General features: G+C 53.3%; 17 protein-coding genes. 9 read left to right on the forward strand and 8 right to left on the reverse strand.

All coding sequences use genetic code 11. The features are described from left to right. Nucleotide 1: 1 nt before the first annotated feature. The 7 genes from EV294_RS06205 to EV294_RS06235 form a co-directional block, all read right to left on the reverse strand. Nucleotides 2-670: a 2-hydroxy-3-keto-5-methylthiopentenyl-1-phosphate phosphatase gene (locus tag EV294_RS06205; protein WP_132304797.1), complete on the reverse strand. Its 669-nt coding sequence runs from the start codon at nucleotides 668-670 to the stop codon at nucleotides 2-4. Continuing rightward, a complete protein-coding gene (locus EV294_RS06210; RefSeq protein ID WP_132304799.1) occupies nucleotides 667-1,887 on the reverse strand; it encodes a 2,3-diketo-5-methylthiopentyl-1-phosphate enolase in 1,221 nt (406 codons plus the stop codon). The genes EV294_RS06205 and EV294_RS06210 overlap by 4 nt, the downstream gene beginning before the upstream one ends. Next, nucleotides 1,887-2,768, reverse strand: a complete 882-nt coding sequence (proC, locus tag EV294_RS06215; protein ID WP_132304801.1) for a pyrroline-5-carboxylate reductase — start codon at nucleotides 2,766-2,768, stop codon at nucleotides 1,887-1,889. Before proC ends, EV294_RS06210 begins: the two co-directional genes overlap by 1 nt. A gap of 24 nt (nucleotides 2,769-2,792) precedes the next feature. Next, nucleotides 2,793-4,043 (reverse strand): glutamate-5-semialdehyde dehydrogenase, encoded by a 1,251-nt coding sequence (locus EV294_RS06220; protein WP_132304803.1) that lies wholly within the window; start codon nucleotides 4,041-4,043, stop codon nucleotides 2,793-2,795. Between the two features lie 65 nt (nucleotides 4,044-4,108). After that, on the reverse strand, nucleotides 4,109-5,215 hold the full coding sequence (gene proB, locus EV294_RS06225) for a glutamate 5-kinase (protein ID WP_132304805.1): 1,107 nt from the start codon (nucleotides 5,213-5,215) through the stop codon (nucleotides 4,109-4,111). Between the two features lie 369 nt (nucleotides 5,216-5,584). After that, on the reverse strand, nucleotides 5,585-6,775 hold the full coding sequence (locus EV294_RS06230; RefSeq protein WP_132304807.1) for a pyridoxal phosphate-dependent aminotransferase: 1,191 nt from the start codon (nucleotides 6,773-6,775) through the stop codon (nucleotides 5,585-5,587). A 222-nt stretch (nucleotides 6,776-6,997) separates the two neighbouring features. Continuing rightward, on the reverse strand, nucleotides 6,998-7,447 hold the full coding sequence (locus EV294_RS06235) for a hypothetical protein (protein WP_132304809.1): 450 nt from the start codon (nucleotides 7,445-7,447) through the stop codon (nucleotides 6,998-7,000). Nucleotides 7,448-7,565: 118 nt separating this feature from the next. Here EV294_RS06235 and EV294_RS06240 point away from each other — a divergent pair, with 118 nt between their 5' ends. Then, entirely contained in the window at nucleotides 7,566-8,360 is a 795-nt protein-coding gene (locus tag EV294_RS06240) for a carbon-nitrogen family hydrolase (protein ID WP_132304811.1), read from the forward strand. A gap of 4 nt (nucleotides 8,361-8,364) precedes the next feature. Here EV294_RS06240 and EV294_RS06245 read toward each other — a convergent pair whose 3' ends face one another. Beyond that, on the reverse strand, nucleotides 8,365-9,258 hold the full coding sequence (locus EV294_RS06245) for a LysR family transcriptional regulator (RefSeq protein ID WP_132304813.1): 894 nt from the start codon (nucleotides 9,256-9,258) through the stop codon (nucleotides 8,365-8,367). Between the two features lie 167 nt (nucleotides 9,259-9,425). Between EV294_RS06245 and leuC the strand changes: the two genes are divergently transcribed. From leuC to EV294_RS06285, 8 genes are all read left to right on the forward strand, one after another. Beyond that, nucleotides 9,426-10,841: a 3-isopropylmalate dehydratase large subunit gene (gene leuC, locus EV294_RS06250; RefSeq protein ID WP_132304815.1), complete on the forward strand. Its 1,416-nt coding sequence runs from the start codon at nucleotides 9,426-9,428 to the stop codon at nucleotides 10,839-10,841. A gap of 30 nt (nucleotides 10,842-10,871) precedes the next feature. Continuing rightward, the gene (gene leuD, locus EV294_RS06255; RefSeq protein WP_132304817.1) at nucleotides 10,872-11,471 is read left to right on the forward strand and encodes a 3-isopropylmalate dehydratase small subunit; all 600 of its coding nucleotides are present in this window, start codon (nucleotides 10,872-10,874) and stop codon (nucleotides 11,469-11,471) included. Between the two features lie 161 nt (nucleotides 11,472-11,632). Then, nucleotides 11,633-13,051 carry an N-acetylmuramoyl-L-alanine amidase family protein gene (locus EV294_RS06260; protein WP_132304819.1) on the forward strand — a complete coding sequence of 473 codons (1,419 nt, stop codon included), beginning with the start codon at nucleotides 11,633-11,635 and terminating at the stop codon, nucleotides 13,049-13,051. 118 nt (nucleotides 13,052-13,169) lie between these two features. Further along, on the forward strand, nucleotides 13,170-13,766 hold the full coding sequence (locus tag EV294_RS06265; protein ID WP_132304821.1) for a GerMN domain-containing protein: 597 nt from the start codon (nucleotides 13,170-13,172) through the stop codon (nucleotides 13,764-13,766). A gap of 35 nt (nucleotides 13,767-13,801) precedes the next feature. After that, on the forward strand, nucleotides 13,802-16,285 hold the full coding sequence (locus EV294_RS06270; protein ID WP_132304823.1) for an S-layer homology domain-containing protein: 2,484 nt from the start codon (nucleotides 13,802-13,804) through the stop codon (nucleotides 16,283-16,285). Between the two features lie 174 nt (nucleotides 16,286-16,459). After that, nucleotides 16,460-17,161: an endonuclease III gene (gene nth, locus EV294_RS06275; RefSeq protein WP_132304825.1), complete on the forward strand. Its 702-nt coding sequence runs from the start codon at nucleotides 16,460-16,462 to the stop codon at nucleotides 17,159-17,161. 5 nt (nucleotides 17,162-17,166) lie between these two features. Continuing rightward, nucleotides 17,167-17,436, forward strand: a complete 270-nt coding sequence (locus EV294_RS06280) for an NAD/NADP transhydrogenase alpha subunit (RefSeq protein ID WP_127494012.1) — start codon at nucleotides 17,167-17,169, stop codon at nucleotides 17,434-17,436. A gap of 3 nt (nucleotides 17,437-17,439) precedes the next feature. Beyond that, complete coding sequence (locus tag EV294_RS06285) at nucleotides 17,440-21,108, forward strand: dynamin family protein (protein WP_132304827.1); 3,669 nt, start codon at nucleotides 17,440-17,442, stop codon at nucleotides 21,106-21,108. The last annotated feature ends 218 nt before the right edge of the window (nucleotides 21,109-21,326 follow it).

Raw genomic sequence — 21,326 nt, forward strand, 5'->3', positions numbered from 1 at the left:
ATTAAACGATCCTTTCTTTCTTCAGCTCATGCACAATGTCATGGAAGGTTGTAAATTCGGTATGGGGGAGACCAAGCTCCTTGCATTTATCGGTCAGATGATGGCGGGAGAAGACCGTATCGGCCAGCTTGGCGCCTTCAAAGTCGGTTACGCTGTCGCCGATAATAATCCGCTCGTAAACGCTTGCCGGGAATCGGCGCATAATCGTTGTTTTGCACATGCCGCAGTCATTGCTGCAATGCTCATCGCATGGATGCGGCCATGTAATTTCGATCTGCTCGCCGCTGAAGTCGCTGCCGTTGCAGTAAATATGATCCTCCGGAATACCAAAGCGGGCCAGCACCGGATACACAAAGAAGTCGATGCCGCCGCTTGTCACGTAAAATTCGATCTGCTCTTCCTTGCAATATTGGAGCAGCTCGGCAAAGCCGTCACGGATTTGCACGTTATGAATGCCATACTCCACAACTTCCTTCCGAATGGAAGTCGGGAGGAGGCGGAACATTTGGCCAACGCCGTCGCGGATCGAGATTTTCTGGGATAGAACCGCATTTGCAATGTCTTCCCAGCCCGGCGGGTTGAAATGCTTGATGATAGCTACAATGTTATCGTTGACGGTGATGGTTCCGTCAAAGTCGCAGAAGATGATGCGTTTCTTAGCTGTTGTCATTCCTTAATCCCCCATGCGTCTATAGCCGCCTGAAGCGGTTCGTTACCCGGCTGCGCCGCTGCCTCGCGAAGCGGTACGCCGTTCATTGCTGCCGTAATCGCGCTGCGGAAGGCTTTGCCGCCGGCCGCCGTGCCCATCGGATGGCCGTGGATGCCGCCGCCGGCATTAACGACCACGTCCGTGCCGAAGTCGCGCAGTATAAGAGGAACAAGTCCGGGATGGATGCCGGCCGAAGGTACAGGGAAGCTCGTCCGGAGCGTATCCGAAGGCGCTAGAAGCGCTTCTTTTACCGCCAGGTTCTCAGCCTTCGGCATAACGACTGAACCGTAAGGGGAAGGGAAGAGAACAAGATCCGCGCCTGCCAGGCGCATCAGCTTGCCAAGCAGGACGGAAGCGCTGATCCCGTAATGCGGAGAAGGATAAAAGGCGCCCGCCATTGCCGGGTGCGCCGCAATGGGCACATTAATCTCCGGATCCTTGCTTAGCTCGTGCAGCACATCGTAGCCGTAAGACAATACGTTAAACAGCAGAGCATTCGCGCCCGCTGCGATAGCTTTGCGGGCTTGGCTTGCGAGCTGCGAGGTAGGTCCTGTCAGGTTAACCGCGTACAGCAGCTTTTGACCGGTTTCCTGCTGGGCTTTGCGTGCCGCCTCCATGCATACTTCCACGCGCTTTTCCAGAGGCGTAAGCGGGTTTTCGAACAAAATCTCGTCATCCTTGATAAGGTCGACGCCGCCAAGCGCCTGCTTATAGAATTGCTCCTGCAGGTTCGGAAGATCATGGCCAACAACCGATTTGAAAATACTCATCAGAAGCGGGCGGTCGTGAACGCCAAGAAGCTGGCGTACGCCTTCCAGGCCGTACTTGGGACCAGGGAAGGCGGATTGGAATTGCTCCGAGACATCCAGATCAATCAGCTTGATTTTGCCGTCCATGGACAGCTTGCCGAAAATCGTAACGAGCAGAGCGGGGATATCGCGGCTGAAATTGATGTCCGGATACGCAATCTGGATATCGGCGTAACGCTCGCTGCCTGCTTCTTCATGCACGTTAACCGACAATACCTTGCCTAGATGCTTTTCCATCTCGGCTTTGCGTGCCTCCGGGAGCTCCGTCCAGCTGCCAACCGTCAAGCCAACGGCGATGGACAATGCTTTTTTATCGAAATCCGCTTTCTCGTCAAAGCAGCGGTAAGTTGCAACACACATTTGATTCATTAGGACAACGTGCTCCTTTCAATATCTGCTCCGATTTCGCCGGCGCGCTCTGCCGAACGCAGCATGCCGCGCACGACGGCTTCCGTTAATCCGCTAGCCGCCATCGATTCGATTGCAGCCTGAGTCGTGCCGTTAGGGGAAGTAACCTTGCGGCGGAGCTCAGCCGGCTCCTCGCCGGTTGTTCTGACCATCTCGGCAGCGCCAAGCACGGTCTGAACGATCAGCTCCTTGGCTTGTTCAGCAGGGAGGCCAAGCTTCTCCGCGGCTTCCATCATCGCTTCCATGAAGAAATAGACATAAGCCGGGCCGCTGCCCGACACGCCAACGATCGAATCCTGCAGCGATTCCTCGACAACCGCGTTAATGCCGATTGAAGCGAACATCGTTTCCGCAAGCTTGCGCTGCTCTTCCGTCACGCTGCCCGAATAACTCATTCCCGTTACGCCAAGGCCAATTGTGCTCGAGGTATTGGGCATCGTCCGAACGATAGGGGCGGATCTGCCAAGCACCCGCTCAATGGAAGAGATCGACAGACCGGCAATAACCGAGACGATCAGCTGCTTATCCGAAAGGAGGTGCTTGATGGACGAAATCGCGCTGACCGCGTCCTTAGGCTTCATCGCCAGGAAAACAATATCCGCATCCTGAATAAACTGCTCGTTTGTCGTACCGTTCAATACCGTCTGTACGCCGTATTTCTCGCTTAGTTCATTCAGCCGGTCCGCGTTTTGGCGGTTCAGCATCGAGATTTGCTCCGGTTTTGTCAGCTTTTGATTAATAAGTCCGCGTACGATAGCTTCCGCCATCGAGCCTGCGCCATAGAAGCTTATTTTCAAAGCTTCGATATTAACGCCGGCATTTGTTTGTTCCATCGATAACATTTCGTTCACCCTCCAAACTCTATCTTAACCGCGGATTTGGCCGTTGCCGTAAACCCGGAATTTCGTTGACGTAAGAGCCGGCAGTCCCATAGGGCCACGCGCGTGCAGCTTTTGCGTGCTAATGCCGATTTCCGCTCCGAAGCCGAATTCGAAGCCGTCCGTGAAGCGGGTGGAAGCGTTGTGATAGACTGCCGCAGCGTCTACTTCGTTCAAGAATCGCTCGGCATTCCATGCATTCTCCGTTACGATGCATTCGGAATGCTTCGTGCTGTATTTGCGAATGTGCTCAAGCGCCTCATCTAAGTTTGCTACAATACGAATATTTAAAACATAATCGTTATATTCCGTCGCAAAATCCTGTTCGGTCGCAAGCTTGGCCTGCGGTACGCGCTCAGCCGTATGGCTGTCGCCGCGCAGCTCGACATTAGCCGCAAGGAAGCGATCGGCGATTTGCCGCAGATGGCGCTCCGCAAAGGCTTGGTGCAAAATCAAAGTTTCCATCGAGTTGCAGACGGAAGGGCGCTGAACCTTCGCGTTGAAGGCGATTTGTTCCGCCATGTCGTAATCCGCGCTCTCATCCACGAAGGTATGGCAGATGCCGGCACCTGTCTCGATAACGGGCACTGTCGCGTTTTCGACTACGTTGCGGATCAGCGCCGCGCCGCCGCGCGGGATAACTACATCAAGCAATCCGTTTAATTTAAGCATTTCGTTGACGGAAGCGCGGTCGGAATCTTCTATCAGTTGAATCGCATCCTGCGGCAATGCCGTTGAGGCCAGCGCTTCGCGGAGCACCTCCACGATCCGGCGGTTGGAATCCAGGGCAGCGGAGCCCCCGCGGAGCACCACGCAGTTGCCGGTTTTGAGGCAAAGGCCAACAGCGTCCACGGTAACGTTAGGACGGGCTTCGTAGATCATGCCGATAACGCCGAGCGGCACGCGTTTTTTATCAACCCGAAGGCCGTTTGGACGGTCGAATTGCTCCAGCAGCTCGCCAACCGGATCCGGCAGCTCCACAACCTGGCGCAGTCCTTCCGCGATGTCCGCAACACGGCTTTCGTTCAAGGCGAGGCGATCCAGCAGGGAAGGGCTCGTGCCGTTTTTCCGGCCTCGTTCCAGATCTTTTTTATTGGCTTCGATAATAGATGCCTGATTCTCAATTAAGGCATTAGCCATGGCCGTAAGGGCGGCATTTTTCTGCTCGGTCGTCATTTTGTTCATGATGCTGGCAGCGGCTTGGGCAAGCGTTGCTTTTTGTTTAACTTCACTAACCATCTCGATTCCTCCTAAAATGAATTGCGAAGCCATTCATGCTTCGAAAGCATAGACTTAATGAAAGATTAGCGCAAGGAAACCCACTCGTCGCGGTGGATGACTTCGATTCTGCCTACATCCACCCGGCGTTTTACTTCTTCCGTGCTGAGACCGGCCACGGCTTGAACCTGCCAAGCTTCGTAGTTTACTACGCCGCGTCCGATCGTGTCTCCCGTCAGATTTGTTACTTCTACAACATCCCCCGAATGAAAATCGCCTTGAATTTCGCGGATGCCGGCCGGCAGCAGGCTTTTGCCGCGTACGAGCAAGGCATGCTCGGCGCCGTCGTCAACGATAATGCGGCCATGGGGGTTGGAGTGGAAGCCGAGCCATTGCTTCTTCATCGGAAGGCTGTGCAACCGGGTATCGAAATAAGTGCCTTTGCCTGTACCGTCAACCGCCAGCTGCAAATCGCCAGGCTGTTGAACCTTTCCGATAAAAGCTCTTACGCCCCCGCGCATGGAGATGCGCGCTGCTTCTATCTTGGAACGCATGCCGCCAGTGCCAACCGCAGAGCCTGCTCCGCCCGCCAGCTGCATAATCTCCTCCGAGATTTGATCCACCCGTTCGATCTTGACGGCTTCCGGATTTTTTCGCGGATCCTCCGTATACAAGCCGTCCATATCGGTAATCATGATCAGGCTGCTTGCTTTCGTCATCGCCGCAACCAGCGCGGACAGCTTATCGTTATCGCCAAACTTCAGCTCAAGCTCGTCGGTAGCTACCGTGTCGTTTTCATTAATGATAGGAAGAATGCGGAGACGAAGCAATTCCTCTATCGTCTTGAGCGCATTTTGGATTCGCTTGCGGTTGGAGAAGTCCGCCCGGGTCAACAGGATCTGGGCAACCCCGATGCCAAACTCTCCGAACGCTTCCTGATAAGCCTGCATGAGCAGCGCCTGGCCAACCGCGGCAGCTGCTTGCTTCTCGTGTACCGCTTTTGGCCGTGCAGCGTAACCGATCTGGCGGAAGCCCGCAGCCACCGCGCCGGAGGTTACCAGAATAAGTGGGCAGCCTTGCTTGTGCAAAGCGGCGAGTTCAGAAGCAAAATAGGCGATACGTTCACGGTTTAAACCGCCTTCCTCCGAGGTTAAGGAGCTGCTACCGATTTTGACAACAATTCTCTCCGACATCTTCTCATCCCATTTCCTGACAAAATAAAAAGACCTTCGTCCATAAAGGACGAAAGTCTATAGCTTCCGCGGTACCACCTTTGTTGACCGAATGGCAAATACGCGCATACAGGTCCATCTCAAGCCTCATAACAGGAGGCGCTGTCCGGCTCTCGCCGGCCGCTCGGGGGTTGGATTCAGCAAGGAACCGAGGCAAATCTTGCAGCCTGACGAATTTGCTCTCTGGGCACGGCCATCTCACTTACTAGTCCCGTCATCACGTTACATGTTCAGTTAATGCTAGCATATCATGATCATACCTTACTGTAAAGCAAGGCAAGCGCCATAAAAACAGCCGGCAGACCGGGGGATGCCGGTCTGCCGGGCAGGTTAAAAAATGCCTAGCTTGCCAATCCGCTCGATGGCTTCAACGAGCCGTTCCTCGCCGGTCAATAGACCAAGGCGCACATAGCCTTCGCCATGGGTGCCAAAACCGTTGCCCGGCGCAACGACAACGTCGGCTTGCTCGAGAAGAAGATCTGCGAAGGATTCCGACGTATAGCCCTCGGGTACCGGAAGCCAGCAGAAGAAAGAACCGCCGGGACGGTCGGCTTTCCAGCCGATCTTCGCAAGCGCGCCGAATACCGCCTCGCGCCGGCTTTCGTAACGGGCAGTAAGCTCCGTCACGCAATCCTGCGGACCCGTAAGGGCAAGCGCCGCCGCTTCCTGAATGCCGCCAAACAGGCTGCAGTAGTAATGATCCTGAATCAGATTGATCAGGGATACGATTTGGGCGTTGCCAATGGCAAAGCCAACCCGCCAACCGGCCATGTTGTACGTTTTGGAGAGCGTATAAAACTCTACGCCAACATCCTTGGCGCCGGGCGTTTGAAGGAAGCTGACCGGCTTTTTGCCGTCAAAGCCGATGGCTCCGTAAGCAAAGTCGCTTGCAACCACGACACCCGTACGGCGGGCAAAGGCGACGGTCTCTTCATAAAATTCGGGATCCGCTACGGCGCCTGTCGGATTGTTCGGGTAATTGATGAACATCAGCTTGGCGCGCTCCAAAGCTTCCGGATCAATAGCGCTATAGTCAGGCAGGAAGCGGTTATCCGCCGTCAGCGGCATAAAGCTCATCTCCGCGCCGGAAAGCGCGACGCCAGACCAATAGTCCGGATAACCGGGATCCGGAACAAGACATACGTCGCCGGGATTAAGCAGGCACTGGCTGATTTCGACAAGACCCGTTTTGCCTCCAAACAAAATGGCAACCTCGGCAGCCGGATCAACCTCAACGCCGTAATCTTCTTTATAGCGCTTGGCTACCGCTTCCTTCAGGAACGAATAACCGCTGAAAGGCGGGTAACGGTGGTACATCGGATTCGCAGACGCTTCCTGCATCTTTGCTACGATATGGGGAGGGGTAGGCTGGTCGGGATTGCCTTGCCCCAGATTGATCACATCCCGGCCTTTGGCCGCTTGGGCATTTGCTTTGCCGACAAGCTTGGCGAAAAACTGCGTTGGCAGCGCCGTCATGCGGTCTGCCGGTTTTATAACATGCTCACTCACTCGAGTTTCCATTTGCTCACACTCCACCATAAATGCTCTCTAATCGCCTGAACGACATTAGCTTTAATGTAGCATGTCAAAACCGTTTATGTCGAGTCAAGGTGAAACGGCAAATGCCGTAATTATAATGCAGAGAGCGTTTCACTCCAAAGAATTCCAAGCGAGATTAATAAGCAAAAACTTATAAATCCTTAGAATGAAATTAGTCGGCATGGAGCGGGCATTGATGCTGATTTACTCAGCCGGAATCCCGATTTTCTTAATAAACGGTTTAATGTCTTCTTTGAAGAGCAGCAGGTAGGGTCTGCGTTGCTCATCGAATACGAGAAGAAGCGGAGGCTTGCCATCGCAATAAAATAAGAACACGTCGTCAGCCAGCAGCTTGGTGCCGTTCACGGATATCGTTACGGGCTTCTCAAGCGGCACGCGGTAAACGTAATTGCAGCTGTCGTCATTCGTGAGCTGAGGGGCAAGTCCCGTAATGGATGAGATCCATTTGTTCGCAAATTCCTGGTATTCCTTATCGTTTGGCGTTGTAAGCACGACTTTTCCGGCTTTCACGTCAAATACCTGAACAGGCTTAAAAGGCTGATCCTCCGGTGCTGAAGCAAAGGCGGAGGCAGAGGCGAACGTCAACATGAAGCATAAAGCGAGCAGCAGGGACGCTAATCGTTTCTGGCGCATTTTTATTTCTCTCCTTTTCCGGGAATGAATAACTCTTCTCCATTAATCTGTCCATCTTGACACAGAACCATGAGAAGGTATCATTAGGGAAAAGTAATTGATGAAGGGAACAAGACCTATGACACAGCCAATGCGCATTGCACTTTTGCAAATGAATATAGAGGTCGGACAGCCGGAAGCGAATTTCGCCAAGCTGTCCGGCATGCTCGAGGAGGCGGCATCCCAGCCTAATAAGCCGGATGTCATCGTATTTCCGGAGATGTGGAATACGGGCTATGCGTTAACGGAAATTACGAAGCTTGCGGACCCGCATGGAGAACGCACGAAAGCTTACCTGTCGGCATTCAGCCGCAAGCATGGCATTCATATCATCGCCGGATCGATCGCGGAAGGCCGGGAAGACGGCGTGTACAATACGATTTTCGCTTTTGACCGGGAAGGAAACCAAATCGCGGATTACTCGAAAATCCACTTGTTCCGCCTGATGGACGAAGAGAAGTACCTCGCAGCGGGAGATAAGCTTGGCAAGCTTGAGATTGAAGGCGCGGGGGCAGGCATGATGATCTGCTATGATATCCGCTTCCCGGAACTGGCCAGAAAGCTTGCGCTGGGTGGAGCGAAGCTGCTCTTTGTGCCGGCCGAATGGCCGCATCCAAGGCTGCATCACTGGCGCACGCTTCTGACCGCCCGCGCAATCGAAAACCAAATGTTCGTGATTGCGTGCAACCGCGTAGGCATTAGCGGAGAGACGCATTTCTTCGGCCATTCGATGGTTCTTGATCCTTGGGGCGAGACAATCGCCGAAGCGGCGGAAGAAGAGACCATACTTTACGCCGAGATCGATTTATCTCTCGTTGATACCGTACGCGGCAAAATTCCGGTATTCGAGGACCGCAGACCTTCCTTATATTAAGGAACTACTTATATTGGCTGATCGTTTTGTTCATCGTTTCAATAAACGCCACGGCCGCCTTGGACAAATAACGTCCTTTGCGGCTGGCGATAATCAAGGTGCGCGAAGGACGGCCCTTGAGCGTTAAGTAAGCGGGGACAAAATCGCCGCCCGCGGCCCGGGTGAGCATTTTCGGAACAAACGTAATGCCCATCCCGCCCGCAATAAGCGACTGAACCGTCTCAATATTACTGCTCTCAAACACGATGTTAGGCGTAAAACCGGCCTGTTGGCATAGATGCACGAGAATCTGGCGGAAGCCCTGTCCTTTCTTCAGGCCGACAAAAGGCTCGTCCCGCAGCTCCTCGATCGAAATCTCGTCGGTGCGTCCGGCCAGGCGATGGCTGGGTGGAACGGCCAGGCAAATTTCTTCCTCCATAAGCGGTTCCCATTCCAGCGTCTGATCGACGAGAGGGAGAGTAAGCAGGCTTAAATCCGTCCCCCCGTTAGCCGTAAGCTGCTCCAGCTTGACGGTTGTGTCTTCCACTAATATAACCTCGATCTGCGGATAGAGCTCTCCGAATACCGGAAGAACAAGCGGCAGGATATGCGATCCTGTAATTGGCAGCGTTCCTACGACAAGACGGCCTCGCTTCATCTGAGCCATATCGTCCATCTCTTGCTTTAACTGCTCGATGGCATCCAGAATCGACTGCGATTTATCCACGAAGACCTGACCGGCTTGCGTCAGCTCAACGGAATTCGTCGTGCGGCGGAACAGCAGGACGCCTAGCTCCTGCTCCAGCTTGGATAGCTGCTGGCTGAGGGAAGGCTGCGCAATATGCAGCTTCTCGGCAGCGCGCGAAAAATTTTTCTCGATTGCGATTTGAATCACGTACTGAAGTTGTCTAAGTTCCATTCCAGCATTCCCCTTATAGTCCAAATGAGAATAGTTATCGATCTTTTATAGCTATTGCCTATAACCATTATAGATATTATATCTTTGTTGAATCAAGAAGGAGGTGCTATGCTAGTAACATCTAATAGAGCAAAGCGATTATTCGCTTGAACGATGGGGTGAACATAATGACGAAAAGAACACTGTTTGAGAAAATCTGGGATAAGCACGTCATTCATCAAGAAGAGGGCAAACCAAGCATCATTTACATCGACCTTCATCTGGTACACGAGGTAACTTCGCCGCAAGCCTTCGAAGGACTCCGCATGTCGAACCGCAAAGTTCGCCGTCCCGACCTGACTTTCGCGACAATGGACCACAACGTTCCTACCAAGGACCGCTTCAATATTAAAGACCCGATCTCCAAACAACAGATCGATACGCTGACGCAAAACTGCGCGGACTTCGGCGTAAAGCTGTTCGACCTGCACAACCTCGACCAAGGCGTCGTGCACGTTATGGGTCCTGAAATCGGCTTGACTTACCCGGGCAAGACAATCGTTTGCGGCGACAGCCACACTTCGACCCACGGCGCGTTTGGCGCTCTGGCGTTCGGTATCGGTACTTCCGAGGTTGAGCACGTTATGGCGACGCAATGCTTGCAGCAAGCAAAGCCAAAAACAATGGAAGTTCGCTTCATCGGTTCCCGCAAACCAGGCGTAACCGCGAAGGACTTGATCCTCGGCGTTATCGCCAAATACGGCACGGACTTCGCTACCGGCTATGTTATCGAGTACACGGGCGAAGCTATCCGCTCCCTGACTATGGAAGAGCGTATGACCGTCTGCAACATGTCGATCGAAGGCGGCGCGCGCGCAGGTCTGATCGCACCTGACGAAACAACGTTCAACTACCTGAGAGGCCGCGAGTACGCTCCTGCCAACTACGACGAAGCCGTAGAAGACTGGAAGCAGCTCACAACGGACGAAGGCGCGGCTTACGATACCGTGGTTGAATTCGACGTTGATTCGCTGATCCCGCAAGTCACTTGGGGCACTTCCCCGGGCATGGGCACGGACATCACTTCTTCCGTACCGTTCCCGAAAGATCTGCCAACGGAAAACGAACGCAAAGCAGCTGAAAAAGCGCTTGAATATATGGACTTGAAGCCGGGTACGCCAATGTCCGAAATCGAAATCGACTACGTCTTTATCGGTTCCTGCACAAACGGCCGTATCGAAGACCTTCGCGCTGCGGCGGAAATCGCACGCGGGTACAAAGTAAGCGAGAAAGTAACGGCTATCGTTGTTCCGGGCTCCGGACGCGTTAAGCTGCAAGCCGAAAAAGAAGGCCTCGACAAAGTATTTACGGAAGCCGGTTTTGAATGGCGCGAAGCAGGCTGCTCGATGTGCCTTGCGATGAACCCTGACGTCCTGCAGCCGGGCCAACGCTGCGCATCGACGTCCAACCGTAACTTTGAAGGCCGTCAAGGCCGGGGCGGACGTACGCATCTCGTATCGCCGGCAATGGCTGCGGCTGCCGCAATCAACGGACGCTTTACGGACGTGCGCGACTGGAAAATCAAATCCGAAGTGTTGAACTAATTGAACGTGTGAGAGAGGGGTATTACCGACATGGAAGCTTTTAAACAACTTACGGGCATCGTTGCCCCGGTCGACCGCGTGAATGTCGACACGGACGCTATTATTCCTAAACAATTCCTGAAACGCATCGAGCGCAGCGGCTTTGGCCAATTCCTGTTCTTCGAATGGCGCTTTCACGAAAACGGTGAAATCAACGCCGATTTCGAACCAAACAAACCGCGCTATCAAGGCGCTTCCGTTCTGATCTCCCGCGCGAATTTTGGCTGCGGCTCCTCCCGTGAGCATGCTCCTTGGGCGATTTTGGACTACGGCTTCAAGGTTGTTATCGCGCCTTCGTATGCGGACATTTTCTACAACAACTGCTTCAAGAACGGCATTCTGCCGATCAAGCTGAGCGAAGAGCAAGTCGAAGACCTGTTCCAACGCACCGCGAAGCATGAGGGCTACAAGCTGTCCGTTGATCTTGAGAACAAAAAGCTGACTGACGAATACGGACTTGATCTTTCTTTCGATCTTGACGAGCACCGCCGCCAGTTCCTGCTGCTTGGTCTGGACGATATCGGCCTGACGCTTCAGCACGAAGACAAAATTACGGCTTACGAACAAAAGCGTCCTGCCTACTTGGGTTAATAGATAGCTTTGAAAAGAGGGCAGCTCTTCGGATAAAGAAGAGTTGTCCTCTTTTTTCCTCTATACGCAACTTTTTCTGACAAAATGCGTCTATTTAATCGTCTAGCAAAGTCGAATGATCTCCCATTCGATGCAGGCAATTTCAGTCATCGAGGTGGAAAATGAAGAAGAAGTTTGTACCTATTTTGTTGTTTATGGCGGTTCTGTTTACTTTGTTCACCGGAGTGGGACAAGCTGCAACAACGCCAGTCGTCCCAAAGCTTTATCTGAACGACCAATTGCTTAAGCCTTTTGACGATCCGCAGATCGTCAACAATTTTACGCTCGTCCCAATCAGGGTCGTGTCCGAGAACATGGGCTATGAAGTGAATTGGGCGGCAGCTACAAAGACAGTCACCATACATAACGATCAGAACGAAATTGTACTTACCATTGACAACAACATTGCACTCGTCAACAACAACAAGGTGCAAATGGACATGTCTGCCAAGCTGCAGAAGGGCAGAACAACGATGATTCCAATCCGTTTCGTCAGCGAACAGCTTGGATTAACGGTGAAATGGGATCAACCGTCGCAGTCCGTCTATTTGTACAAAGCAGCGGACCCCGAAGAACCTTCGAATACGCCGGATCCCGGCCAGACAGGTTCAATCACTTCCGTTCAATACGACAGCAGCTTCGGCATTATCATCAACTATGACGGTAAAGTAACGGCGAATAAACCGTTTAAGCTGGACAACCCGGGTCGTATCGTTATCGATTTCCCGAACACGACTTACTCGGATGTCATGTCCTCTCAATTCAACGGTGCGGAAACAAGGATTCCCGTAGCGGATAATCCGTACATCTCCATGTTCCGTTATTCGCTATTCTCTACGAATCCGGCTACCGCTAGACTAGTGCTGGATTTGAATACGGATGCGGACGCATTGGTTCAAGATAACGGAGCGGGGGTATTAACGGTTAGCCTTACGGATCCGGCAACTACGCCGCCGCCCGTGGAAACGACTCCTCCTCCCGTTACAACGGATCCCGGCAATAAAGTCTATAACGTTGTTATCGATGCCGGTCACGGCGGAACCGATCCGGGCGCGCAAAGCATCAACGGGCGTTGGGAGAAGGAAGTGAATCTTGCCATCTCGCTCAAAGTCAAAGCTTTGCTGGACAAAGAAAAAAATATCAAGCCGCTGCTCAGCAGACCGGAGGATAAATTCGTAACGCTTGCAGACCGCGTAACGTTCGCCAAGAACAACAAGGCGGATATTTTCATTTCGATTCATGGGAACAGCAACCCCACTTCGAGCGTAACCGGAACGGAAACCTACTACACGCGCGACAGCAGTAAAGCGCTTGCGAATGTGATTCACAAACATCTCGTGAAGGCTACCGGCCTTAAGGACCGCGGCGTAAAATACGGAAACCTGCATGTAACGAGAGAAACGACGATGCCTGCTATTTTGCTCGAAACCGGATTTTTATCCAATAAAGGCGACTCCGACATCCTCTACAGCGATGCAGCGCAAAATAAAATGGCAGCGGAAATCGTAGCTGGAATTAAGGAGTACCTGAAACTTTCCTAGATTCTAAGAATTTATTCGTCTCTCTTAGATAAGGGCTTAGAACTCACCGGAATGAAACAAGCTTGCCGTCTAAGTGCGGCGAAGGCGGTTTCACCTTGAGAAAGCGAGGAATTCGATCGTGCGCAAACCGGCAATTATTCTATTATTATTTGCGGTCATTCTGACTGCAGCAGCATGCGGAAATACGAACAAACCACTCGGGCAGTCCGGAAATGAAGTAAGCGGCAATGCGCCTTCTCCAAGCCCAACGATAGAAGCGCCCGCAACAACGGAGCCGACGGCGACTCCTGATCCGTCCGTGGAACCGACCGTACAGGCGGAACAAGAAACAACGGTTAAAATCTATTATTCCGATACAGAGCTAGAGAAGATGGTATCAAAGGACGTTCAAGTGAAATCGAGCTCGAATGAAGATCTGATTAAGCAGGCATTAACTGCTTTGCAGCAGGACGGTCCTGAAGACACGGTGAATTTATGGAAGCCTATCCCGATCAAATCCGTGACGCTTAAGGATAATGCGGTAACAATCGATATTGAGCTGCCGGATACCGCGCGTCTTGGCGCACCGGGAGAGCAAATGCTGCTGGATTCCCTTGGTCAGACATTGTTCCAGTTTGATTTTGTGCAATCTTATGATCTTCTGGTTGACGGCAAAGCGCTGGAGAGCCTAATGGGTCACTTTGACCTCGACCATCCAACGGTTCGTCATTCCTAGTATCAAACAATTGAATTGAGGAGGATTATTCAATCATGCCAATGCATTCGTCCCGTTCCAAACTTATTGCCGGCGCTCTAGCGTTCTCCTTGCTTGCCGGTGGCACCTCCATCTCAGTGCCGGCTCCATCTGCATTTGCAGCAGTATCGACCAGCATTTTTGCTGACACGATCCCTGCATGGGCGCAGAAACATGTTTCGAAGCTGGCGCTTCAAGGCATTATTAACGGATATAAAACGTCGAGCGGTTCCACGGAATTCCGCCCTCTAAAAAGCGTTTCCCAAGAAGAGGCCGTCGTTATGGCGCTGCGCTTCGCCGGACTAGAAGATGAAGTAAATCCGGATGATATTGTGGCCTACCCCGATTCCTTTAAAGTGAGCAACTATGCAAAGCCTTATATTATTGTAGCTTTCAAACACGGATTGCTGGATCAGAACGAGGAGTATGCCAACGCGGCCGCAAATCCTAAAGCGACATGGGGGACAACTCCGGCAACTCGCGAATGGGTAACCAAGCTCATGGTGAGAGCTATCGATAAAAAAGCTTTGGCGGATGATCTAAGCAAGACTGCTTCTACATTCGCTGACGGCAATCAGATCACGGCAAAATATTTAGGCTACGTCAACGCGGCCGTATCGCTTGATCTGGTAAAGGGAGTATCCGCGACGAAGTTTGATCCGAAAGCTCCGGTTAACCGGGCGAGCCTTGCAACCTTGTTCAGCCGGGCGGAGAAGCAGTACCAAGTGGCGTATGAAGGGCAAGTAAACGGCATTGTTACAGCGCAGACGGCCACATCGATCACGCTGTACAGCGAAGGGAAAGAAACGACTTACACGCTTGATTCCAATACCTTGTACTATTCGGCAGACAGCGATAACGCCGTTGCGGCGGGGGATATCAAGCTGTATACGGACGTTACGCTGATCGGCGGCTCCGGCAAAGCGCTGTATGTGGAAACGCAAGGCACGGAGCAGCATGTCAAAACGACAATCGCCAAGCTGGACCGCATCAATACGACGGACCGTTATTTCTACGCTTGGGTGAACGACGAGCCTGTGAAGTTCACGTATAGCAGCGCGGTTACCGTAAAAGACAGCAACGGCAAAACGCTCCAAATTTCCGATCTAAAGCGCGATACGAATCTGACCATCGTACAGGATACTTTCCGCACGGCTCCCCAGGTTGTATCCATCACGGCAGAAGTACAGACTGGCGCTAATACCGTAACCGGACAATTTTATTCCGCAGGCAGCGGCCTGATCAATTATTTGGCAGACGGTACTCTGCAATCCAAATTTCTGGCCGATAACGTGACTGTTGTAATAAACGGTATCGATGCGCCTACGGTGAGCGATTTGCTCAAGGAAGTTGATAATATCAAGCTTACTTTGAACGATGAACAGCAGGTGACTCGCATTGAAGTCGTAAACCGGAACGTCTCGACGATGGATTCCGCTACGGTTGTCAATTACAGCGGCGACAATAAGCTGCTTACGTTATACGATCCTGCCACATCGAACGCGAATGCCTTGTTCCTCACGGATTCCACCAAGATTGATTACAATGGATCGTCCATTACAGTGAGCCAGGCGAGATCTTACTTGGTTGCGAACCGCAAAGTGAAAATTACGTATTCCGGCAAAAACATTATCTCGCTTAGCTTTATTTACAAACAGACGGGCAGCCTGGTATCGGTAAATACCACGGATAAATTACTGTCCGTTAAACTCGATTCAGGCGAAAAGGTAACCATTCCTTACGTATCGCCGCTGCTCCAAATTCCCGGCGTAGCCGTGCCGACAATCGGAAGCCTGCAGGCAGGAGATACCGTAACCGTGCTGCTGGATGCCAACCAGGAGAAGGCAGCTACGATTCAGGTCCATAAAACCTTGCAGTACCAGGTTGTGTCCGCAAACGCTTCTACAAAGCTTGTTACGGTGAAAGCGGCGGATAACTCGCAAAAAGACATCTCGCTGGTCAATGTTCCGATCACGGACGAGAATGGGAATGCTTTAACGGTGGGCGCTCTGACTAGCGGCACCATCATTAATGTCCCTTACATCGGCAGCAACATCCAGTCGGTGAAGACGATTACGATGAAATACGGCACCGTTTCCTCCGTTGGGGCAAGCAGCCTGACCGTTACCGAACCTAACGGCACATCGTCAACGGTAACGTTCTCGAAAGGCATAAAAGTCATCAAAGGGACTCAGACCACCTATTCGTCTTCCGCGGTAGCCGCGGGAGATATCATTCAAGTTTACAAGGACGAGAACGAGCAGACGATTGTTACGGTAGCAGTCGGCGACAAGCGTACTTACTGGAAGTACGATGCTCCTAACGCAACCCTGTGGACCTACAAAAATACGTCGGAGGATAACGGCAACTTTGCCTATATTACTTCGAACACCAAAATCCTGTATAACAATGCGTCCATCCAAGTGAGCGCATTAAAAGACGGAGATACGATTACGGTTTATGCCTTCAATAATACGGCACTCAAAATCGTAAAATCGTAGGCTTCTGTTAAAAATTAACGGGATTTAAAAAAGATCTCGGCCTAAATTCTTATATTTTGTGAAAATACCGTCCAAAAGGGCGGTTTTTTCTTTATTTACGGCCGAATAAGGTTGCTTCTCGTGACAAATTTCGCTACACTTTGAACGATAGTGTTTGGGATTAGGAGAGAGACGATGAATGCGAAGCAGAAGATGCGACATATATTGGATACGTTGGCGGAGATGTTCCCGGATGCGCATTGTGAATTGCATCACAGCAACCCGTTCGAACTGACCATTGCCGTCCTGCTGTCGGCGCAATGTACGGATGAGACGGTGAACAAAGTCACTGTCAATCTGTTTCAGAAATACAAACGGCCGGAGGATTATTTGGCTGTGCCGTTGGAAGAGCTGGAGCAGGATATTCGCCGTATCGGACTATTCCGCAGTAAGGCATCTAATATTCAAAAGCTATGCCGCATCCTAATCGATAAATACGAAGGGGAAGTTCCCGAGAGGCATGAGCAGCTGACGGAGCTGCCCGGCGTTGGGCGAAAGACAGCCAATGTTGTTGTCTCGAACGCGTTTGGCGTACCCGCAATCGCCGTAGATACGCATGTGGAGCGGGTATCGAAACGGCTTGGCGTGGCTAAGCTGGATGATACCGTGCTGGAAGTTGAAAAGAAGCTGATGAAGCTTGTGCCCCGCGAGGAATGGACGCTCACCCATCACCGGCTTATTTTTTTCGGCCGCTATCATTGCAAAGCACAAAACCCGCAATGTCCGATATGCCCGCTGCTGGATCTGTGCAAGGAAGGCAAACAGCGCATGAAGCCGGGTGGACAAACGAAAACTAAAATCAAGGCAACTAAACCGAAAAAAGCCAGTGAAGGATGATGACGATGAAATGCATTTCCGTGTATACAAACAATTTTGAACTGTTCTCCGATATTTTTGAACAGGTCCTCGAAGCACCTCCGCAAGAGAACGAGGATATTCTGGTAGAAGGCGTTACCGTAAGCGGCTCCGGCGATGTGCCGGATCAGTACATCGAGCGTATGCGCCAAAAGCCTGAAGTCGTTGTTATGAAGGAAAAAGAGCGCAACATTATGATTTTGCAGCACGGCAACGTATTCGAAATCTGCCTGCCTGCGGAAGAGGAAGCTGTATAGACCATGATGGAAACGACAGTACGAAGCATGACAGAAGCACTGTCCCTTGTCGCTGAGGAAATGCAGTCGGCGGGCGACAGTCTGCACGCAAAGCAAGTACTGGAGTTGAACAGTAAGCTGGCCGAAGGCCGGCTTACTGTTGCATTTTGCGGACATTTTTCGGCCGGCAAATCAACTCTGGTCAACCGATTATGCGGAGCACAGCTGCTTCCGTCCAGCCCGATACCTACGAGCGCGAACGTCGTAGCCATTCGCGGCGGCGAGACGGCAAAGGCAAGCGTCGTAAGCGTGAAGAACGGAGAGCGCGTCAGCGTGGATATTCCGCTCGAGCAGCTGGACGCGTATTGCAAAGACGGCGAGAACATCGAATCCGTATCCATTTATTATCCTACCGGCCGCCTTGGCGACCATACGGTGCTTCTAGATACTCCCGGTATTGATTCCACGGATGACGCTCACAGAATGTCGACCGAATCTGCCCTTCATTTGGCGGATGTCGTTTTTTATGTCATGGATTATAACCATGTCCAATCCGAGATTAACTTTGCGTTTGCGAAGCAATTGAAGGACTGGGGCAAGCCCTTATACTTTATCGTAAATCAAATTGATAAGCACCGTGACCGTGAATTATCATTCGAGCAGTACCGGAAGAGCGTGGAAGAAGCGTTTCAAGCTTGGCACCTGGAGCCGGCGGGAATCGTTTATTTGTCGTTGCGGCAGCCGGATCATCCTCATCAGGAATGGGAGCAGTTCGAGCTGTTGCTGTCCCAGTTGGCAGCGGAGAGAGTGCCCCTTGCGGCTTACAGCGTAGATGCGTCCTTGCATCATCTGGTGGCCGAGCACAAAAAATGGTGGGACCTGCGGGATGAACCGGAGCGTGAACGCCTGATTGCCGAAGCTGGAGGCGAGGAAGCGGCAGCCAAGGTAAAGGCGGAGATGGCTCAGCTTGAAGCCGAGAAGAACCGTCTTGCGGAGGAGCCGGAGCGCCTTCGCGTTGAGCTCCGCCGCAGCGTCCAGTCGCTTCTGGATAACGCGATCATTACCCCGGCGCCATTGCGGGATAAAGCGCATGTCTTCCTGGAAAGCCGGAAGCCAGGGTTCAAGACCGGCCTGCTGTTTGCCGGCGCGAAAACGGCTGCCGAGCAGGAACGCAGACTGGAGACGTTCCGGACGGAATTTGCCTCCCAGGTGAATGCGGCCATTGACTGGCATGTGAAGGACCTGCTGCGCCGTGCGGCTGAGAAGGCCGGCTATCCGGCTGACCGGATGGAGCAGGAGCTGACCTCCGGCTTGTCCTGGCAGCCTGAGCCGAATTGGCTTATCGAGAAAGTAAATACCGGGGCGACCTTCGGCAATGAATATACGATGGTCTACAGCCGCGAGCTTGCCGCGGAAGTGAAGCTCATCTACCGCAAGCACGCGTTCGATATCATCGACGTGCTTGCGCAGCATGTTGCCGCCGCGAGCACAGCCGCGGCGAATGAAGCAGCCGCGCAGCTAGCGGCGCTTGGCGAGCAAGCCGGCGCGCTCGCGCAGCTAGCGGCGCTGGCGCAGCGCGCGTCCGCGCATGCGGCGCAGCTCGCCGCGGCGCTGCCGCCGCGCGCGCCGCGGCCGGCGCTGCCGGCGCCTAGCGCCGCGCACGCGGCTGCGCCGGCGGCAAGCGCCGCTGCTGCGCCAAGCGGCAACGCCGGCGCGCCAGCGCAGCAGCGCGCGGCCGCTCGCGCAGCGGCGCCGCAGCATAGCGCCGCGCTCGCCGGCGGCGCGGCGCTCGCGCAGCAGCATAGCGCCGCGGCGCGCCTCGAGCGCGCTGCTGCGCTGCTCGCGCCTTACGCGCCGCTGACCGCCAGCGCGGACGCTATGCGCGATAAAGCCAACCGGCTGCGGGACAGCCGGTTCACCATCGCGCTGTTCGGAGCCTTCAGCGCGGGCAAATCCTCGCTCGCGAACGCTTTGCTTGGCGAGCCGGTGCTGCCGGTGTCGCCAAACCCGACAACCGCGGCGATCAACCGCCTCGTGCCGCCAACGGCGGAGCACGAGCATGGCACTGCCCTTGTCGTCATGAAGTCCCATGACGCCATTATCGAAGATTTGCGCTATTCGCTGGCGCTGCTTGGCGAGGACGCATCCGAATCCGCCTTGCCGAATGCATCGGCTATCATGCTTGCCATTGACATGTTGACGCCGGATGCGATCCATGCCGGAGGACGTCCGCATTACAGCTTCCTTCGCGCAGCCCGCAAAGGCTGGGAGGCGCATGAAGCGCTGCTTGGCACCCAAATCTCGGTTTCGCAGGACGAATACGAGAAGTTTGTAGCCGAGGAGTCCCGTTCCTGCTTCGTCAGCGAGATCGAGCTTCATTACGATTGCCCGCTGACGCGTCAAGGGATCGTTCTTGTGGATACGCCGGGAGCAGATTCCGTGAATGCCCGGCATACGGGCGTAGCCTTCAATTACATCAAGAACGCGGACGCAGTCCTGTTCGTCACTTACTATAACCATGCCTTCTCGCAAGCCGACCGTCAGTTCCTGATGCAGCTTGGACGCGTGAAGGATCAATTCGAGCTTGATAAAATGTTCTTCCTCGTCAACGCGGCCGATCTGGCAGCCGATGCGGAGGAGCTTGAAGGCGTGCTTAGCCACGTCGAGACCAACCTGCTTCAGCATGGCATCCGTAATCCGCGCTTATTCCCGGTGTCCAGTCTGCAAGGGCTGGATGCCAAGATGGACGGCAATACGGAGCTGCTTTCCCAATCGGGTATCGGCGCTTTCGAGCAGTCTTTCCTTGGCTTCGTGCAGAACGACCTTGGCAAGCTGGCCGTTGATGCGGCAGAGCAGGAGATTGCAAGAGCCGCTTCCACGGTGGCAGGCTGGCTGAAGAGCGCAGCGGGCGATGCCGCATCCCGCCAGGCGGAGAGCGAACGCCTTGGCAAGCTGTTGATCGAAGCGAACGCATCGATCCGGACCTTCCAGGAAAACGATCCTCCGGCGCAAATGCTTCAAGAGCTGAACGAGCTGCTGTATTACGTCGTGCAGCGTATCCAGCTCCGCTTCGGGGAGTTTTACAATTACGCGTTTAACCCTTCAACGCTGCAGGATGACGGCCGGGATTTGCGCAAAATGATCTGGACCGCATGGCTCGAGCTCCAGCGTCAGGTGCAGACCGAGCTGTCCCAGGAGCTTCAGGCGACAACGCTTCGCTTGGATCGCAAGGTGAACAGCCTGCTCAAGAAGCTGTACGCGAACTTGACCGAGCAGCTGGAATCGCTGATTGCCGGTTACAGCAGCGCAGCTTATACGGCAAAGGATCTTCCTACTCCGGACGCCGTAGCGGAATGGAGAATGTCCGGCGTGGATGCCAAGTGGCTGTGGAGCCGCTTCAAATCTCCTCGTCAATTCTTTGAAGGCGACGGTAAAGCACAGCTTCGCAAAGAGCTGGAAGAGGCCGCTTCTCCCGCCCTGCATGCATGGATGAACGAGCATATCGACAGCTGGTCCGGCTTGTATACCGGCCTGTGGAGACAATGCGCGGAGGAGACTGGCGCTGCCTTAGCCGACGATTTATCCCGTTACGTGCAAGGCATGCAGACTTCCTTGTCTGACGAAGCGGATACCGAGCAGCTTGGCAGACTTCATCAGCAGATTGCGGACCTTCAATCCTCCGCGGACGCTTAACCTTTTCTTGCAATTATCGCGTTTATGCCCGCAACGGCTTTCTGAGCCGTTGCGGGCTTTTTTTTGCATCCAAGTGGTAGTCCAGTGCGGTGAATCTTACGGACTACATCTTCGGAAAGCAATCCTCCGGATGCAGGATACCAGTATGATCATTGCCGGGCTAGTCAAAGAATGCTGCCCATAAAGTCGGTTTTTTGAAAGAAATACACTGTTTTTTG

Origin of the sequence: Paenibacillus sp. BK033, from assembly GCF_004345425.1 — a bacterium.
Classification (GTDB): Bacteria; Bacillota; Bacilli; order Paenibacillales; family Paenibacillaceae; genus Pristimantibacillus.

Excerpts from the sequence above, each read along its gene's own strand:
- EV294_RS06260 (WP_132304819.1), top strand. The coding sequence starts at position 11,633 with ATGAAGAAGAAGTTTGTACCTATTTTGTTGTTTATGGCGGTTCTGTTT.
- EV294_RS06280 (WP_127494012.1), top strand. The coding sequence starts at position 17,167 with ATGAAATGCATTTCCGTGTATACAAACAATTTTGAACTGTTCTCCGAT.
- nth (WP_132304825.1), top strand. The coding sequence starts at position 16,460 with ATGAATGCGAAGCAGAAGATGCGACATATATTGGATACGTTGGCGGAG.
- EV294_RS06235 (WP_132304809.1), bottom strand. The coding sequence starts at position 7,447 with ATGCGCCAGAAACGATTAGCGTCCCTGCTGCTCGCTTTATGCTTCATG.
- leuC (WP_132304815.1), top strand. The coding sequence starts at position 9,426 with ATGACGAAAAGAACACTGTTTGAGAAAATCTGGGATAAGCACGTCATT.
- proC (WP_132304801.1), bottom strand. The coding sequence starts at position 2,768 with ATGTTATCGATGGAACAAACAAATGCCGGCGTTAATATCGAAGCTTTG.
- leuD (WP_132304817.1), top strand. The coding sequence starts at position 10,872 with ATGGAAGCTTTTAAACAACTTACGGGCATCGTTGCCCCGGTCGACCGC.
- proB (WP_132304805.1), bottom strand. The coding sequence starts at position 5,215 with ATGTCGGAGAGAATTGTTGTCAAAATCGGTAGCAGCTCCTTAACCTCG.
- EV294_RS06230 (WP_132304807.1), bottom strand. The coding sequence starts at position 6,775 with ATGGAAACTCGAGTGAGTGAGCATGTTATAAAACCGGCAGACCGCATG.
- EV294_RS06240 (WP_132304811.1), top strand. The coding sequence starts at position 7,566 with ATGACACAGCCAATGCGCATTGCACTTTTGCAAATGAATATAGAGGTC.
- EV294_RS06285 (WP_132304827.1), top strand. The coding sequence starts at position 17,440 with ATGATGGAAACGACAGTACGAAGCATGACAGAAGCACTGTCCCTTGTC.
- EV294_RS06210 (WP_132304799.1), bottom strand. The coding sequence starts at position 1,887 with ATGAATCAAATGTGTGTTGCAACTTACCGCTGCTTTGACGAGAAAGCG.
- EV294_RS06270 (WP_132304823.1), top strand. The coding sequence starts at position 13,802 with ATGCCAATGCATTCGTCCCGTTCCAAACTTATTGCCGGCGCTCTAGCG.
- EV294_RS06245 (WP_132304813.1), bottom strand. The coding sequence starts at position 9,258 with ATGGAACTTAGACAACTTCAGTACGTGATTCAAATCGCAATCGAGAAA.
- EV294_RS06220 (WP_132304803.1), bottom strand. The coding sequence starts at position 4,043 with ATGGTTAGTGAAGTTAAACAAAAAGCAACGCTTGCCCAAGCCGCTGCC.
- EV294_RS06205 (WP_132304797.1), bottom strand. The coding sequence starts at position 670 with ATGACAACAGCTAAGAAACGCATCATCTTCTGCGACTTTGACGGAACC.